Genomic DNA, 13,780 nt, shown 5'->3' with positions numbered 1-13,780 from the left:
AGAGGATCGCGCGGGATTAGTAAATTGCCCAAGCGCCCCTTTTTTGCATCTTCGTTCAATCGAACTGCAGGTCCGCAGCCCATGCCGGGTACTGGCTTTGCAAGCGCAGCAGGCATTGCTCCAGCAGTCGCGCATCGTCCGGCAAACGCTGAGAGAGGCTGTCCCAGCCCCTGATCCGCAACTGCAGCGGCATGTCCACCAGTCCGGAAATGGCATCCCAGAACGCATCCCAATTACAGCCATACCACTGGGGAAAACCCAAGGCATCACGCAAGGCCAGGTGCAGTTCACGGGCCGTGCCAAGGTCACGCACATCAATTTCCAGCCACTGCAGGCGCGTCATGTTCTGTGCCTCTGCTCCGGTTCATGGGCCGCCAGCATAACCGATGCCATCGCCTGCGGACGCTAGCGCAAGCGGCTCGGGCACCGACGCTCGACACCGCCCCATGACTGAGGCGGCTGGGACACCGTTTCGGCGCGCGTCTTACAGGTATTTCTGGAAGAACGGCAGCAATTGCGCCATGGCCAGCGCCACCGGTTCGTCGCGGTCGTACAGGTCGTAGTGGGACCAGCCTTCGGCGACCACCAGATGCTTGTCTTTGGAGGCGGCACGGCCATGGATTTCCAGGCCATCGCGATAGGCGCCGAAGCCCCCGGGCTTGTCGCCGATCACCACCATCAGCGGCTGGGTCAGCAGCACTTCGGCATGCAGGAAGGCATCCCAGCCAAAGGCCGCGCTGTTGAAAGAAAACAGGCCACTGGTGGCGCCGTTGGGTTGCTGACCACGGGGCGACTTGTAGTACTCGGTGGCTTCCAGGACGTCGATGTCGCTGATGCCGTTCTGCTGCGCCTCGGCTGTCGATGCCGGCAGGTAGTTGATCACATGACGCGCCTCGCCCCGGGCCTCGGCGGTGCGTTGCTTGGCCATGGCGTGCAGGGCGCTGACGGGATCGAAGTTGCTGAAACCTTCGCGGATCAGGCGACCGAAGTTGACCCCGGTAATGGAGGCCAGGGCCTTGATCCGGTAGTCGGTCATCGCCGCATGGATGGTGTAGGCGCCACCTCCGCAGACGCCGATGGCACCGATGCGTTCCGGGTCGACATACGGCAGGGTCAACAGGTAGTCGATGGCAAAGCGGATGTCCGATACACGAATCGCCGGGTCTTCGATATAGCGCGGCTGGCCACCGCTGGCGCCCTGGAAGCTGGCGTCGAAGGCAATGGCGATGAAACCGGCCCGGGCCAACCCGGCGGCATAGACATTACCGGAGGTCTGTTCCTTGCAACTGCCGATGGGGTGAGTACTGACGATGGCCGGGTAAGCCTTGCTCGGGTCGAAGTCCGCAGGCAGGTAGATGTCTGCGGCGGTGTCCCAGCCGAGATTGCGGTAGGTGACGTGCTGGATGGTAGTGCTCATGACCGTGCTCCTTGAGCCGCGCTGGACGGGCTTGTCTGGATCGATGTGGGCCCTGATGGACTGCTGCGTCGCTGGGCCCCAGTATAGAAATGCCGCACCACCAGACTTTGCCTATTCCAACGACAAGCTTGCCTGTTTTGCCAAGGAGACGATTGCGTACGTCCCGGCCTCAACCGGTCTCGCGCATCCGCCGGATATCCCGCTGTGGCGGCGCGCCAAACACCCGACTGTATTCACGGCTGAACTGCGAAGCGCTTTCATAGCCCACCAACCCGGCGGCACGACCGACGTCGAGGTTCTGGCTGAGCATCAACTGCCGGGCTTCCTGCAGGCGCAACTGCTTGTGAAACTGCAACGGGCTGACGCCGATGATCGCGCGAAAATGCTGGCGGAAAGAGGACGGGCTCATATGCGCCCGCTGCGCCAGGTCGTCGATCCGCAATGGCTCGGTGAAGTTCTGCTTGAGCCAGGCCACGGTCCTGAAGATCTGCTGGGTCGGCGAGCCCACCGCCAGCAGTTGCTGCAGCACCAGGCTGTAGGGCCCGGCCAACAGGCGCACGATGATCTCCTGCTGGATCAGCGGCGCCAGCTGCGCAATCAAGGCCGGCTCGTCCAACAGCCCCAGCAGACGCTCAAGCGCACTGAGCAGCCCCGGCTGCAGCTCATCCACCACCACTGTCCGATAACCGCTGGCCCGGGACGGGGGCGGCGGCTGCATTTGCGCAGCCGTTTGCAGGATCTGGTGCATATCCAGGGTCAGCATCATGCCCAGGAAGGGCTCGGCCACCGAACCCTCGGACACCCGCGCCACCACCGGCTGGTCGATGCTGGTCAACATGCCCTGCCCGGCCCGGTAATCGATCACCGAGTCATGCAGCAGCACCTGTTTGCCTCCTTGGGCGATCACCCCCAGGCCCAGGCTGTAGATGCAGGGAATGGGCGCCGTTGCCGTGGCGCGCCGGTGCAACGTGAGGTTGGGCACTAGAGTGGGAAAATCACCGGAGGCTTTGGTGTGCCGGGCGATCAAGCTGGCCAGAGTGGCGAGTGAGGGGGAGTCGGGGTGCTGGATCATGATGGCTGCGGTCGGGAGTGGTGCAAGAAGGGCCGGTCACTGTGCGCTGATTGTGGAGCCAGTTCGAGTTTTTCTTCAAGAATGGATTGGCATTGCATGAACGGCCCCCGAACCACCAACGGCAATCCCTTGCCTGCTTCGGCCAGCCCCTGCCACTGCCCTGCCCCGGCAACGCCACGGACACCGCACAGAACGGCACAGCACAAGACTGCCGGATCATGGCCCGACTTTTGCTCCGTCTGCCGCTACCAACCAGGGAGTCGTCACATGACAGGAAGCATCTCAAGCACCACGTCACTCGTCGCTATGGGCCTCAAGGGAATCACCCGGGCTTTGGAGAGTGGCACGGTGAAGTCCATGAAGATTCAAGTCGAAAACGCAACGCCGCAAATCCAGGCGCAGATCGACGCCAACTTTCTGGAGTCGCAGGCTTCGAACGCAAAGCTGATAGCCCAATACAGAACCACCCCTACCTGGGCGACCTTCGACGACAAGAGCAACAGCGTCGAACTGCCCGATGTGGCATCGCTCGACAAGAGCGACGCCACCCACGTGCTCAAGGGCCTGCAATACCTGATGGAAATCGGCCGCCTGGACGGCAAGACCCTCATCGCCAGGAACGCCGGCCAGTCCACGGACAGCCCCTTGCTCTACCAGGATTGGCTGCAGGCCAGGATCGGCGTTGATGCCCATGCCTGAGTAGCGCGACCCGCTCTGCGGCCGGCCTCGCTGAAGCCTCGGCGCAACCTAGTGACTGATGTACTGCTGGGTCTTGCTGTCATAGACATAGGTGAGGTTGTCGGCCGCCACCAGCGGACGGACTTTTTCCGGCCCCTGGAAGGTGGTGCCGCTGACCTTGACCTGCACCTGCGGCAGCGACTCCTGGCCGGCGACGAAACTCAGCTCACCGTCACTGCCGATGCACGGCATCACCGCGCCGTCGTCGCAGGCCGCCGAATTGTCCTCGCCGGTGCGCACCTGGCCGACATGGGACCAGATCCAGCCGTCGTCTTCGGGTTTCTTGTTCGGGTTGAACACGAACAGCGTATAGCCCTTGGTGACGATGCCGTCCTCAAAGGTGGCCGTGGGCACCGCCAACAGCAGGCGCCCGTCGGCAGTGCGGTGTTCCAGGGCCTGGCGCTTGGTGTCCACTTCCTCGGGCTTTTCCCGGCCGCCAAAAAAGCCGATCTTGCGCTCGATACTGAGTATGGAATAGGCCGGCGTCTGGCCTGGATGGGTGAGTTCGAAGGTGGCATCGGCCAGCCGCACCTGGACGTCGGGCGCGGCAAAATCCTCGCCCTGGCGGGCGGCACTGTCCCGGGTATGCCAGACAAACGCCGCGTAGTAATGCTTGCCGTCGAAGTCCAGCTCCTTGCCGTACCAGAACGTGGCGGTGACACCGTCCTCCAGCTCCACCTCCTCATTCGCCGCGGGAACCTCGACGTTCTGCATCACCGCCAGCACCGCGCCTGGAGGAATCGGTGCCTCCTTGGCCTGGACCAGCGCTGGCGCCGCCAGGGTAAAGGTGGACAACAGCAGGCCTGCCAGGCCTTTGCCCAAGCAGCCTTGCATGAGCGAACCGGCCTTGATCGTGATTTTCATCGCTTGAACGTCCCTGTGAGCCTGTAGAGAACCGCGGACTGCGTCGGCGGCGTCGTGCATGACGCGACGATCATAAAGGCAGGCTTTCGACACCGACAAGATGCTGGCAAATGGCAAGTGCGGGCGCTCATTGCGGGTCTGGACTGCTCGGGGGCGGCAACAGCGGGCTTTGCTACTCCCATGGCTTGCATGAAACATATGGATTTCCGTATATTCGATTTTCCATATATTCAAGCCAGCACCATGATGACGCCTGCCGACGTATTCAAGAGTCTTGCCGACGAAACCCGCGCCCGCGCCACCCTGCTGATCGCGCACCAGGGCGAACTGTGCGTCTGTGAGCTGATGTGCGCCCTGAACGACAGCCAGCCGAAGATCAGCCGCCATCTGGGCCAACTGCGCAACAGTGGCCTGTTGCTGGATCGCCGCCAGGGGCAGTGGGTCTACTACCGCCTGAATCCGGAGCTACCCGCCTGGGTGCTCCAGATCCTGCAAGTGACCCTGCACGCCAACGCCCACTGGCTCCAGGACAACGCTGCGCGCCTGCAGAACATGGATGGACGCCCGGTCCGCGCTGCTGCCTGTTGCTGAATCCGCTACCCAAAGAGCCTTTGACGTCCGCCGCAGCGGAAGGAGCAACCCATGCGAGTCCTGTTCATGTGCACGGCCAATAGCTGCCGCAGCATCCTCTGTGAAGCCCTGTTCAACCACCTGGCGCCCGAGGGATTTGCGGCCCTGAGTTCCGGCAGTTTTCCCAAAGGTCAGGTGCTGCCCCGCAGCCTGGCCACCCTGGAGCAGGCCGGCATCGCCACCGCCGGCCTGTACAGCAAGGGCAACGACGCCTTCGCCGACAACCCGCCCGACATCGTGATTACCGTCTGCGACAAGGCGGCGGGCGAGGCCTGCCCGGTGTACTTCGGCCCCGCACTCAAGGCCCACTGGAACCTGGAAGATCCCTCCGACGTCCGGGGTGACGAAGCCTGCGTCGACGCCGCCTTCCGCGCCACCCTGGCGCACATCGAGCTGCGTTGCCGGGCCTTCCTGGGCCTGCCTTTCAACCACCTCAGCCGTGAGCAACTGCAGCACGAGTTGAACCGTATCGGCACACTCTGAGCCGGAGGACACATGTCAGAACACCTGTCAGAACACCTGCCCAACCTCGACCTCTCCCTGCTCGATGGCAAGCACGCCAGGCCCGAGCACAAACCGCGCATCCTGCTGCTGTACGGCTCGACCCGGGAGCGCTCGTTCAGCCGCCTGCTGGTCGAAGAAGCCGCGCGCCTGCTGCAGCACTTGGGTGCCGAAACCCGGATCTTCGATCCGTCCGGATTGCCCCTGCCCGACGACGCTCCCGTGGACCACCCCAAGGTTCAGCAACTGCGGGACCTGGTGCAATGGTCCGAAGGCCAGGTCTGGTGCTCGCCAGAACGCCACGGCGCGATGTCGGCGGTGTTCAAGGCACAGATCGACTGGATTCCCCTGGAGCTCGGTGCCGTGCGCCCGACCCAGGGCAAGACCCTGGCGGTGATGCAAGTGTGCGGCGGCTCGCAGTCCTTCAACGTGGTCAATCAGCTGCGGGTGCTGGGCCGCTGGATGCGCATGTTCACCATCCCCAATCAATCCTCGGTGCCGAAGGCCTACCTGGAATTCGACGAGTCGGGGCGGATGAAACCCTCGGCCTACTACGACCGGGTCGTCGACGTGATGGAGGAGCTGGTGAAGTTCACCCTTGTGCTACGGGACCAGCAAGCGTTCCTGGTGGATCGCTACTCGGAGCGCAAGGAAAGCGCCGAGCAACTCATGGCCCGGGTCAACCAGCGTTCGATCTGAGAGCACGATCCCCCTGCCCTCTCGCTGGGTCCCGGACATTGCGGCCCACTTGAAGCGCCGGCTCAAGCCAGCAATTCGCTGATCCATTGCGTCTGGCGGACGACCTCTTGCACCTTGTCCTCGGGCACCGCCTGGGCTTGAGTGAAATTGGCCAGGGTGCGCTGCTTCAGCCGCAGCAGGCGCTGCCACTTGGCCAGGAACGCCGGGCTGCGGGCCTGCATCTGCAGCGGGCCGAAGTACAGTTCCCGGGCGCTGTACTGCACCGGCCCGAGGCGCTCGGCGACGATGATTTCGTAGTCGAAGCGGTTCTCTCGCAGCACTTCCTCGGCGAGGATCTGGTAGTCATGTTCCATCAACCATTGGCGCAACGGCTGCTCGCCGCCGTTGGGCTGCAGGATCAGACGCTCCTCACCGCTCAAGCGCGCCTGGCCGCTGTCGAGGATGTCACGGATGGTCTCGCCGCCCATGCCACAGAGGCTGATCGCGGTGATCCCGTCTGCCGGTTCGATCGCGGCCAGACCGTTGGCCAGGCGCACGTCGATCTGCTGCTCCATGCCGCTCTCGCGCACCGCGCGCTGGGCCGAGCGAAACGGCGTCAACGCCACCTCCCCGGCCACCGCTGCAACGATGGCGCCGCGGCTGATCAAGGCCAACGGCAAGTAGCCGTGATCCGAGCCGATATCGGCCAGCCGCGCGCCGGCCGGCACATGCGCCGCCACACGCGCCAGGCGCATGGACAATGTCTGTTGCTTCAACTGCTGCCCCTTTTCACCACGAACGTCCGCCAGCCAGGGCCGGATCGGGGGGCGATTCTGGCGGGCAATGCCGGGCATTTCAAATTTATGCGACCGGAACCTGGGATGCGCTGCAGAAAAGGCCCGCTCCGGACGGGGTCGAAAGCACCGTCCTGCATGGCGGGTTTCTGAGCGGAAGCCGCCCTTCGTTGCTGGCAGCCTGCACCCTGGTCAGTGATAGACTCCGCGCCCATTTGGAAGCTGAAAAAATGCTCTGTCCCGAATGTGAACAAGGCGAAGTGACCAAGGTTCAAGTGCGGGCAACGCAGGAGATTCTGTATGTTTGCCAAGAGTGCGAGTCGCTGTGGCTCACTGCCGAGGTCATGGCTACCGAGCCGTTCAACTGTTTCACTTCCTACATGGAGGAGCTGGGTTTACCGCCACGTTGGAGCTCGCTGTATGTCCTTGAGCCAGTTAGCGAGTTGTTGAGTCTTCACCCACCTTCAGGAAAATCATGGACATTCGATTGACGCAAACCAGGGACTGGATGCTGTTGAAGCGCGTTCGTCTCGCGGCACTTCAGGACACCCCGACTGCCTTTGGCGTGAGTTACCAGACTGCCGCTAACTACAGTGACCAGCAGTGGCAGGACCGCGCCTCGTCAACCGGTAGCCAATTCTGGCTGGCCTTCAAGGACCAGCAGCCGGTGGGAATGATCGGTGCCGCAGTCAGTGGCGCGAACCGCTACAACTTGATCGGCATGTGGGTAGCCCCCGACGCACGGGGCAGTGGCGTGGCCGCGAAGCTGGTGGACGCGGTGAAATCCCGTGGGCGAGACCAGGGCCATGAGTGCGTGTATCTGGACGTCGCCCCCGAGAACGCAAGAGCCGCACACTTCTATCTGAAGCAGGGATTCGCCTTCATCGATGAATGGGAACCCCTGGAAAGCCATCCCCATATCAAGGTGCAGACCATGCTCTGCCCTCTGTAGAACTGACCCGGCCGCGCCTCTGCTGGCCAGAGGCGTGCTCAGCCCGAGAAAAGATAGCGTCGCGCAAGTCGGCCAGATAAAGGTCCGTCGGGCTTCAAGCGGACGGATCAGCTCTCAGTGACAACCAAAGCGTCGTCATTGGCCTCGGTGGCCAGCTTCGCCCGATCAGCCTTGCTGATGTACTTGGACTTTTTTTGCGGAGCCAGTTTGGCGCTGGCCTTCTTGGCGTGAGCCTTCAATAGCTGTTGGATTTTCTTGCGACGATTCATGTGGGGCTACCCGGCTTTTTAAGTGCAGGAATGATATCAGCCGCCACTCGACGGGGCTGGTAACTCTTTGCCGATCCAGCGAATGATCCTCAGCGCCCTTCCTCAGCGATGCCTGTTGCTTCAACCACCGCCCCTTCGGTGGGAGGCGGCAGCTGAACGTCGCACTTAACTCCCGATGGCCATCACGAGCACACCCAGCAGTAGGCAGGCGCTGGCCACGATGGTCAGTCGCAAACGCATCGGCAGGTACCAGGCCGGTAGGTGCATGACCTGCGAGAGCTGCCGGTCATGCCACCAGTGCGCGAAGAATCCGCCAATCAATAACAGCCCGCCCCATGACAGCGGCAGCAAGGTGGCGACCCAGCCCATCAGCGCAGGGACGATGCTCCAAACAAAGCGTGTCTGACGCTGCTGCGCGTTCATGCCGGGAGCGATCATGGCAAAGCCCCAATGCAGGGCTCCGACAAAACTCAGGATCACCGCCCCGTAACTGACCAATGCCTGGCACCACAACAGCCGCTGTCCGTGCGCAACCACGGCCAGCAACGCCAGCCCGAGAAACGGCAGCAAGCCGCCATAACCCAGCAGGGCAACGGGCTTGGGTGGCGATACAGAAGACAAAAGGTTCATCTGGATTCCTCTCAATTAGGGCACTGAAAACTGTAGCCGCAAAAGCGCCCTCTGAATGGCCGTCGCGTTGACTCACCGCAACCGGCTGGCCACTGCCGGCCCCTCAAAACTTCGCCTGCATCCCCACCCGCAGCGTACGCCCCGGCGCCGGCATGAAGCTCTGCGCCAGCGGGTCCAGGTAGTAGCGATCCGTGAGGTTTTGCAGCGACACGTTGAGGCTGGCGTCTTGCTTCAACTTATAATTGAGGAACAGATCGAACAGCGCCACTTCGCGGTAGTTCAGCTGTGGCGTGGTGGCGCCGGTCTGCCAGGGCTTGTCGGCGGTGACGGTGGGCCCCGAGGTGTAGGTAATCCGCGTGCCGAGGGTCAGGCTCTGGTCGAAGAAGCGCAGGCCGGTGGTCAGGTTGCCGGCAAAGCGCGGCGGGTTCTGGGTGTTGGTGTAGGACCCCATGAAGCTGCCCGGGGTGCAGTCCGGGGTGTCGGCGGTTTTCCGGTAGGGGTTGCTGGTGGCCCGCAGGGTGGCGGCGAAGGCCGCGTCGCAGGTTTCGGTCTTCAGGTAGTAGGTGGACGACAGGTCGGCAAACACCCGTCCGGCGTCGTAGTGGGTCTGCAGTTCCAGGCCGCGGGTGGTGTAGCTGTCGGTATTGCTGAAGCGCATCAGGCCCCACAGGCCCGGGCTCGGATCGTAGTAGCGGGTGATGTAGTTTTTGATGCTGTTGTTGAAGTAGGCGAGCTTGATCGCCGCCGAATCGTCATCCACGAACAGCCCCTTGTGCAAGGTGCTGGCGCCGATCTCCCAGTTGCTTGAGCGCTCGGGCTTCAGGCCCTTGCCCGGCGTGGTCTGCTGCACACCGTAGCCGGTTTCGAACAGCGAAGGCATGCGAAAGCCCTGGGTGTAGGAGGCATAGACGAAGGTGTCTGGCAGCACTTCTAGATTGATGCCGAAGGCCGGAGCAAAGGCGCCACCGCTGTTGCTGTCCTTGCCCGAATAGTTGTAGCCGGTGACCACCCGGCCTACTTGCGCGTCGCCCACTTCCGTCTCGGTCGCGCCGAATTGGTTATAGGGCGTGCCTTCGAATGGATAGTTGGTGTTGTTGAAAACAATGCCGTTGTTCAAGCGTGGGTCGGTCGCATCGGTGTACAGCCCGTTCTGGTCCGGGAACCACATCAGGTAGCCATAGTCGCCGGGCCTGGAGACGGTCACGTACTTGTGTTCGCGCTCCTCTCTGCGCGCCGTGGCATTGGCCACATGGTCCTTGCTGCGATAGTGGGTGTAACGACCGCCGCCCCACAGCGTCAGGCGCTCCACCGGCTGGTATTCCAGCTTGCCGTTGAAGCTGAACTCCTGCCGCGAGCCTTCGCGCAAGCTGCGGTTGGCGTTGATGTCGTCCTGGGTGGTGACCACGCCCTTCTGCGGACGCAGTTCTTCCAGCTGGAACGAGCCGCCCAGGTCCAGCTTCAAGTCGCCGTAGTCGGTGCTAAAGCGCGAGGTATTGGCCAGACCGCCGCCCGTGCGGCGGTTGGCCTGGCGGGCCCAGGAACGGTCCGTGCGATAGGCCTGGGAAGCCGGTGCCGACCAGGCGCTCAGTTGGCTGGTCTGCGCATCGGTCAGCCACAGGTCGGCAGTCAGGTCCAGCAGCGGGTTGTCCGCGGGCAGGTAGTTGTAGCGCGCGGTGTAGGTGTCGATCTGGGTGTGGCCCAGGGGGTACTGGTAGATGCCACCGGTGCCGAAACGGAAGATGTCCGAGGGCATGATCTCGCCGATGCGCCCGTCATAGCGCCGGTAGCCGAGGTCGAAGCTGTGGCCGTCCGCTGGGCGCAGGGTGGTCTTGAGCAGCCACGATTGGGTCTTCGACGAGGAGTTCAGCACCTCTTCCCCGGCGTTGTAGGTGGTGGCCACGCTGGTCTCTTCATCGCCGTAGCGGTCAAAGGTGCGGTAGCGATCCTGGCCCTTCTTGCCGGCGAAATAGTTGCCCTGGTTGCGCTGGGCGTAGGCTGCCACCACATCGAACAAGTCATGGCTGTAGGCGAACGCGGCGCTGCCGGACTCCGCGTCCGAGCCGAACAGCCCGCCACGGCTCTGGTGCGGCTCCGCGTCCAGGTCCTCGGTCTTGGAGTGGGGGTCGCGACGGGCCGGCGCCACGCCGTTGTTCCAGACATCGCCCTTGAGCCGCAGGCCGACATTCTGACCGTCCTTGAGGATGTCGCCGACGCCGAGGGTGCGCATCTTGACCGTGCCGCCGATGGCGCTGGAGGTCAGGCTCGGGCCCTTGTCGATGGCGATGTCGCTGATCATGTCCGGGTCGATGTAGCTGCGTTGCTGGGTGCCGGCATAACCGCGATAGACATCCAGCGCCTGTTGCGAACCGTCCACTGTCACCGCCACTCGGCTCTGGCCCTGGATGCCGCGAATGTTCACATCCAGGCCGCCGCCATTGCGGCTGTCGCCGACCTGCACCCCGGGCTGGCCCTTGAGCACATCGCCCACCGACACCACGCCAAAGCGCTGCATGTCGTCGGCGGAGATGTACACCGACGAACGCGGTGCCCGATACACCTCTTGCTCGTCAGGGTTCTCGCCCTTGACCTTCTGCGTCGGCAGCGACACCGCATCAAGGCGCAGGCGCAAGGCATAGCCGCCGTCGGCCTGGCGCACGTAGCCCAGGCCGGTGCCCGCCAGCAGCTGGTTCAAGCCCGCTTCGGTAGTGAAATCCCCTTGCAGGCCCTGGCTGGTCTTGCCCGCCGTGAGCAGCGCACTTCCGGCCATGCTGATCCCCGCTTCGGCGCCAAAACGTGACAGCACCTGGTCCAGGGGACCGGCGCCGATGCTGTAGTGACGTTCGCCGGCCGCCAGCACCATCTCGCTGTAGAGCGGTTGCAGGCTGAGCAACAGCAGGCCGAAGGTATGGGTACGCAAGACACGAGCGGGGAAAATCATGCAAGGCTCCTAAGGATCGAAACCCACCTGTGCCGGTGGGTGATACCTGAAGGCCAAGCCAGATCGAAAAAACTATCGCGCAGGTGAAAAAAAACTTTCAGGCCGGCACCACCGTCACCCAATAACGGGTTCTACGCTCGATGCGCACCGGCAGGGTATTGGCCACCAGGGCCAGGGCGGCATCGGTGTCGTCCAGCTGGAAACTGCCAGTCACCCGCAAAGCGGCAACCGCTTCTCTGCAACGTAAAAAACCCGGGCGATAGCGCGAAAGCTCTGCCAGCAACTGATCCAGGCGCATGCGCTCGGCGGGCAGGATGCCGCGCATCCAGGCCTGGGCCAGAAACACATCGATGGAAGTCGGCCGCCCTGCTCCCTGGCCATCGACCCGGGTTTGCCAGCCGGCCTGCAATGGCAGCGGGGTCGACGGTTGCCGGGCACTGACCTGCACCAGCCCGCGCAGCACGGTCACCTGAGTGCCCTGGCGATCATGGCGCACCAGCAGATGGGCGCCCTGGCTGTACAACAGCGCATCCGGCGTTTGCAGTTGCAAGGAGGCCGATCCGGCCGGGGTATCCAGGGCCAGTTCGCCCTCGATCAACTGCACGCTGCGTTGCCCGGCACCCAAGTCCAGATTCACCGCACTGGCGGTGTTCAGCCACAGCGAACCGCCGTCAGCCAGGGCCCAACGTCGCCGCTCACCGATGCCGGTGCGATAACCGGCCAAGGCTGAACGCACCAGGGTGGAATCCGCCCCCTGCCAGGACACGCCTCCCAGCAGTCCCAGCGCCAACAGGCACTTGAGCACCTGCCGCCGCCGTTGCGGATCGGCGCCCGCCGCCTGCAAGGCCCGGCGCGCCGTGGCATCCGCCAGCAGATGGGCCCCCGGCTGCAACATCAGCGGCAAACCGCTGACCCGCTGCCAGGCGTACTCATGCTCGGCACTGGCCTCGCGCCACTGCTGCAAGGCCTGATGGTCCGCGGCGCTCATCAGCCCGGACTGCATCCGCACCAGCCAATCAATGGCGCTGTCCCGCACCCGGGGATCGACCGCGACGCCACTCATTCAAACAGGCTCGCATAGCAGACGCTGAACGCCTTGCCCATGGCCCGCTGCACCTGGGCCACGGTCAGGCCCAACTGCGCGGCGATCTGCGGGTAGGTCAAGCCATCAAGCTGGGACAGAAAGAAAATCTGCCGCACCCGCGCCGACAAACCCACCAGCAGCGAATCCAGCTGCAGCAGGGTCTCGATCATCAGATGCCGCTCTTCCGGCGAAGGCTCCTCCCCCACCGGCCGTGCCGCCAGCGCCTCCAGGTAAGCCCGCTCGATGGCCTGACGACGCCAGCGATTGATCAACAGACCATTGGCGATGGTGGCCAGAAACGCCATGGGCTGGCGCAGCTCACGCACATCTTCCTGGGACCGCAGCACGCGGATAAAGGTGTCGTGCGCCAAGTCCTCGGCATCGGCGCTGTGCCCCAGGCGCCGATGCAACCAGCCACGCAGCCAGCCGTGATGGTTCGCATACAGCTGAGCGACAGGCGAAGAGAGGCTGTGGTTGTGCATGGGAGATTCGCATTAATGATAATGCTTCTCATTTTATGGTTTGCGAATGGGAGTTGTACAGCACGGCACGTTGCGATTGCCGTGAAGAGCCTGGCCCGACTTCACGGATCAGGCCACTGGGATCAGGTGCCAAGCGTGGATTGCCGCTGCGTTTGAGCGGTGTCCGGCATTTCCCGCAGGCGCGCGCCATCAAGACTTGCCGCGGCGGATCAGGAGGTCTGTCGATCGATATCGCGGCGAAGGACCACGGCGGTGGTGATGTCCTCGACCGATTCGTGGCTGGCCACGGCATCCCGGACTCGGTTCAGGTCATCAATGGTGCGTGATTCGATCTCGATCACCAGGTCCAGCTGGCCACTGACCGAAGAGATGCGGCGCACCTGCGAGTGCTGGGCCAGCATGTCCAGCAGGCTGATGGCCGGTGTGCGTTTCAGGCACACCAGAAACATGGCGCGAATCACGTTGGCGTCGATTTCGCCAATGTCCGCCCGGTAGCCGCGGATCACACCATTGCGCTCAAGGTTGCTGACGCGCTCGCTGGTGGCGCTTCTGGACAAGCCGATTCTCGCGGCCAGGGCCTTCAGGGCGATCCGCGCCTCTTTAGACAGAATGTCGAGTATTTCCCGATCTTTCACGTCCAGCTCGCGCATTGAAACTCCTCACATTGACTGCCGATTTTGTGCCGGTCGATTCCGACAATATGCAGGCCAAAGCCGACCGCATACCTACTG

General features: G+C 63.3%; 17 protein-coding genes. 6 read left to right on the top strand and 11 right to left on the bottom strand.

The annotated features are described in order from the left end of the window. Positions 1-55: 55 nt before the first annotated feature. The 3 genes from PFZ56_RS17685 to PFZ56_RS17675 all read right to left on the bottom strand — a co-directional run bounded on the left by PFZ56_RS17685 (position 56) and on the right by PFZ56_RS17675 (position 2,489). The gene (locus PFZ56_RS17685) at positions 56-343 is read right to left on the bottom strand and encodes a barstar family protein (protein WP_110595857.1); all 288 of its coding nucleotides are present in this window, start codon (positions 341-343) and stop codon (positions 56-58) included. A 141-nt stretch (positions 344-484) separates the two neighbouring features. Next, positions 485-1,417 carry an alpha/beta hydrolase gene (locus PFZ56_RS17680; RefSeq protein ID WP_170003725.1) on the bottom strand — a complete coding sequence of 311 codons (933 nt, stop codon included), beginning with the start codon at positions 1,415-1,417 and terminating at the stop codon, positions 485-487. Between the two features lie 169 nt (positions 1,418-1,586). Then, positions 1,587-2,489, bottom strand: coding sequence for an AraC family transcriptional regulator (locus PFZ56_RS17675; RefSeq protein ID WP_170003722.1), 903 nt, complete (start codon positions 2,487-2,489; stop codon positions 1,587-1,589). 357 nt (positions 2,490-2,846) lie between these two features. Here PFZ56_RS17675 and PFZ56_RS17670 point away from each other — a divergent pair, with 357 nt between their 5' ends. Continuing rightward, positions 2,847-3,188 carry a hypothetical protein gene (locus PFZ56_RS17670; protein WP_249735863.1) on the top strand — a complete coding sequence of 114 codons (342 nt, stop codon included), beginning with the start codon at positions 2,847-2,849 and terminating at the stop codon, positions 3,186-3,188. Between the two features lie 48 nt (positions 3,189-3,236). On the opposite strand, the gene PFZ56_RS17665 is transcribed toward PFZ56_RS17670, so the two are convergent. Then, positions 3,237-4,091 carry a hypothetical protein gene (locus PFZ56_RS17665; protein WP_170003719.1) on the bottom strand — a complete coding sequence of 285 codons (855 nt, stop codon included), beginning with the start codon at positions 4,089-4,091 and terminating at the stop codon, positions 3,237-3,239. A 243-nt stretch (positions 4,092-4,334) separates the two neighbouring features. On the opposite strand from PFZ56_RS17665, the gene PFZ56_RS17660 reads away from it, so the two are divergent. From PFZ56_RS17660 to arsH, 3 genes are read left to right on the top strand one after another with little or no spacing between them, the layout of a single operon-like run. After that, on the top strand, positions 4,335-4,682 hold the full coding sequence (locus PFZ56_RS17660) for a metalloregulator ArsR/SmtB family transcription factor (RefSeq protein WP_170003716.1): 348 nt from the start codon (positions 4,335-4,337) through the stop codon (positions 4,680-4,682). Between the two features lie 51 nt (positions 4,683-4,733). Then, positions 4,734-5,204 carry an arsenate reductase ArsC gene (locus tag PFZ56_RS17655; RefSeq protein WP_102879935.1) on the top strand — a complete coding sequence of 157 codons (471 nt, stop codon included), beginning with the start codon at positions 4,734-4,736 and terminating at the stop codon, positions 5,202-5,204. Positions 5,205-5,228: 24 nt separating this feature from the next. After that, complete coding sequence (arsH, locus tag PFZ56_RS17650) at positions 5,229-5,921, top strand: arsenical resistance protein ArsH (protein ID WP_102864577.1); 693 nt, start codon at positions 5,229-5,231, stop codon at positions 5,919-5,921. Positions 5,922-5,983: 62 nt separating this feature from the next. On the opposite strand, the gene PFZ56_RS17645 is transcribed toward arsH, so the two are convergent. Further along, entirely contained in the window at positions 5,984-6,676 is a 693-nt protein-coding gene (locus tag PFZ56_RS17645; protein WP_283777127.1) for a tRNA (adenine(22)-N(1))-methyltransferase TrmK, read from the bottom strand. Between PFZ56_RS17645 and PFZ56_RS17640 the strand changes: the two genes are divergently transcribed. Further along, positions 6,661-7,185 (top strand): hypothetical protein, encoded by a 525-nt coding sequence (locus PFZ56_RS17640; protein ID WP_170003669.1) that lies wholly within the window; start codon positions 6,661-6,663, stop codon positions 7,183-7,185. The two genes, PFZ56_RS17645 and PFZ56_RS17640, sit on opposite strands and share 16 nt — an antisense overlap. Further along, positions 7,170-7,646 (top strand): GNAT family N-acetyltransferase, encoded by a 477-nt coding sequence (locus tag PFZ56_RS17635; protein WP_170003711.1) that lies wholly within the window; start codon positions 7,170-7,172, stop codon positions 7,644-7,646. Before PFZ56_RS17640 ends, PFZ56_RS17635 begins: the two co-directional genes overlap by 16 nt. Before the next feature lie 107 nt (positions 7,647-7,753). Here PFZ56_RS17635 and PFZ56_RS17630 read toward each other — a convergent pair whose 3' ends face one another. The 6 genes from PFZ56_RS17630 to PFZ56_RS17605 all read right to left on the bottom strand — a co-directional run bounded on the left by PFZ56_RS17630 (position 7,754) and on the right by PFZ56_RS17605 (position 13,699). Further along, entirely contained in the window at positions 7,754-7,915 is a 162-nt protein-coding gene (locus PFZ56_RS17630) for a DUF2986 domain-containing protein (RefSeq protein WP_170003708.1), read from the bottom strand. A 165-nt stretch (positions 7,916-8,080) separates the two neighbouring features. Further along, positions 8,081-8,545 carry a DUF3429 domain-containing protein gene (locus PFZ56_RS17625; RefSeq protein WP_170003705.1) on the bottom strand — a complete coding sequence of 155 codons (465 nt, stop codon included), beginning with the start codon at positions 8,543-8,545 and terminating at the stop codon, positions 8,081-8,083. A gap of 103 nt (positions 8,546-8,648) precedes the next feature. Continuing rightward, complete coding sequence (locus PFZ56_RS17620) at positions 8,649-11,483, bottom strand: TonB-dependent receptor (protein WP_170003702.1); 2,835 nt, start codon at positions 11,481-11,483, stop codon at positions 8,649-8,651. A 97-nt stretch (positions 11,484-11,580) separates the two neighbouring features. After that, positions 11,581-12,546 (bottom strand): FecR domain-containing protein, encoded by a 966-nt coding sequence (locus PFZ56_RS17615; RefSeq protein ID WP_170003700.1) that lies wholly within the window; start codon positions 12,544-12,546, stop codon positions 11,581-11,583. Then, positions 12,543-13,049, bottom strand: coding sequence for a sigma-70 family RNA polymerase sigma factor (locus tag PFZ56_RS17610; protein WP_102879942.1), 507 nt, complete (start codon positions 13,047-13,049; stop codon positions 12,543-12,545). Before PFZ56_RS17610 ends, PFZ56_RS17615 begins: the two co-directional genes overlap by 4 nt. Positions 13,050-13,258: 209 nt before the next feature. Then, the gene (locus PFZ56_RS17605; protein WP_102879943.1) at positions 13,259-13,699 is read right to left on the bottom strand and encodes an Lrp/AsnC family transcriptional regulator; all 441 of its coding nucleotides are present in this window, start codon (positions 13,697-13,699) and stop codon (positions 13,259-13,261) included. Between the last annotated feature and the right edge of the window lie 81 nt (positions 13,700-13,780).

Origin of the sequence: Pseudomonas danubii (genome assembly GCF_042980055.1) — a bacterium.
GTDB classification, from domain to species: domain Bacteria; phylum Pseudomonadota; class Gammaproteobacteria; order Pseudomonadales; family Pseudomonadaceae; genus Aquipseudomonas; species Aquipseudomonas danubii.
Note: the sequence above shows the minus strand (reverse complement) of the source record. Positions and strands in the feature narration are given on the sequence as shown.

What these genes read in the sequence shown, in the direction of transcription:
- PFZ56_RS17660 (WP_170003716.1), top strand. Translation starts at nt 4,335, where the DNA reads ATGATGACGCCTGCCGACGTATTCAAGAGTCTTGCCGACGAAACCCGC.
- PFZ56_RS17635 (WP_170003711.1), top strand. Translation starts at nt 7,170, where the DNA reads ATGGACATTCGATTGACGCAAACCAGGGACTGGATGCTGTTGAAGCGC.
- PFZ56_RS17655 (WP_102879935.1), top strand. Translation starts at nt 4,734, where the DNA reads ATGCGAGTCCTGTTCATGTGCACGGCCAATAGCTGCCGCAGCATCCTC.
- PFZ56_RS17665 (WP_170003719.1), bottom strand. Translation starts at nt 4,091, where the DNA reads ATGAAAATCACGATCAAGGCCGGTTCGCTCATGCAAGGCTGCTTGGGC.
- PFZ56_RS17605 (WP_102879943.1), bottom strand. Translation starts at nt 13,699, where the DNA reads ATGCGCGAGCTGGACGTGAAAGATCGGGAAATACTCGACATTCTGTCT.
- PFZ56_RS17625 (WP_170003705.1), bottom strand. Translation starts at nt 8,545, where the DNA reads ATGAACCTTTTGTCTTCTGTATCGCCACCCAAGCCCGTTGCCCTGCTG.
- PFZ56_RS17610 (WP_102879942.1), bottom strand. Translation starts at nt 13,049, where the DNA reads ATGCACAACCACAGCCTCTCTTCGCCTGTCGCTCAGCTGTATGCGAAC.
- PFZ56_RS17670 (WP_249735863.1), top strand. Translation starts at nt 2,847, where the DNA reads ATGAAGATTCAAGTCGAAAACGCAACGCCGCAAATCCAGGCGCAGATC.
- PFZ56_RS17680 (WP_170003725.1), bottom strand. Translation starts at nt 1,417, where the DNA reads ATGAGCACTACCATCCAGCACGTCACCTACCGCAATCTCGGCTGGGAC.
- PFZ56_RS17620 (WP_170003702.1), bottom strand. Translation starts at nt 11,483, where the DNA reads ATGATTTTCCCCGCTCGTGTCTTGCGTACCCATACCTTCGGCCTGCTG.
- PFZ56_RS17615 (WP_170003700.1), bottom strand. Translation starts at nt 12,546, where the DNA reads ATGAGTGGCGTCGCGGTCGATCCCCGGGTGCGGGACAGCGCCATTGAT.
- PFZ56_RS17640 (WP_170003669.1), top strand. Translation starts at nt 6,661, where the DNA reads ATGTCTGTTGCTTCAACTGCTGCCCCTTTTCACCACGAACGTCCGCCA.
- PFZ56_RS17675 (WP_170003722.1), bottom strand. Translation starts at nt 2,489, where the DNA reads ATGATCCAGCACCCCGACTCCCCCTCACTCGCCACTCTGGCCAGCTTG.
- PFZ56_RS17630 (WP_170003708.1), bottom strand. Translation starts at nt 7,915, where the DNA reads ATGAATCGTCGCAAGAAAATCCAACAGCTATTGAAGGCTCACGCCAAG.
- PFZ56_RS17685 (WP_110595857.1), bottom strand. Translation starts at nt 343, where the DNA reads ATGACGCGCCTGCAGTGGCTGGAAATTGATGTGCGTGACCTTGGCACG.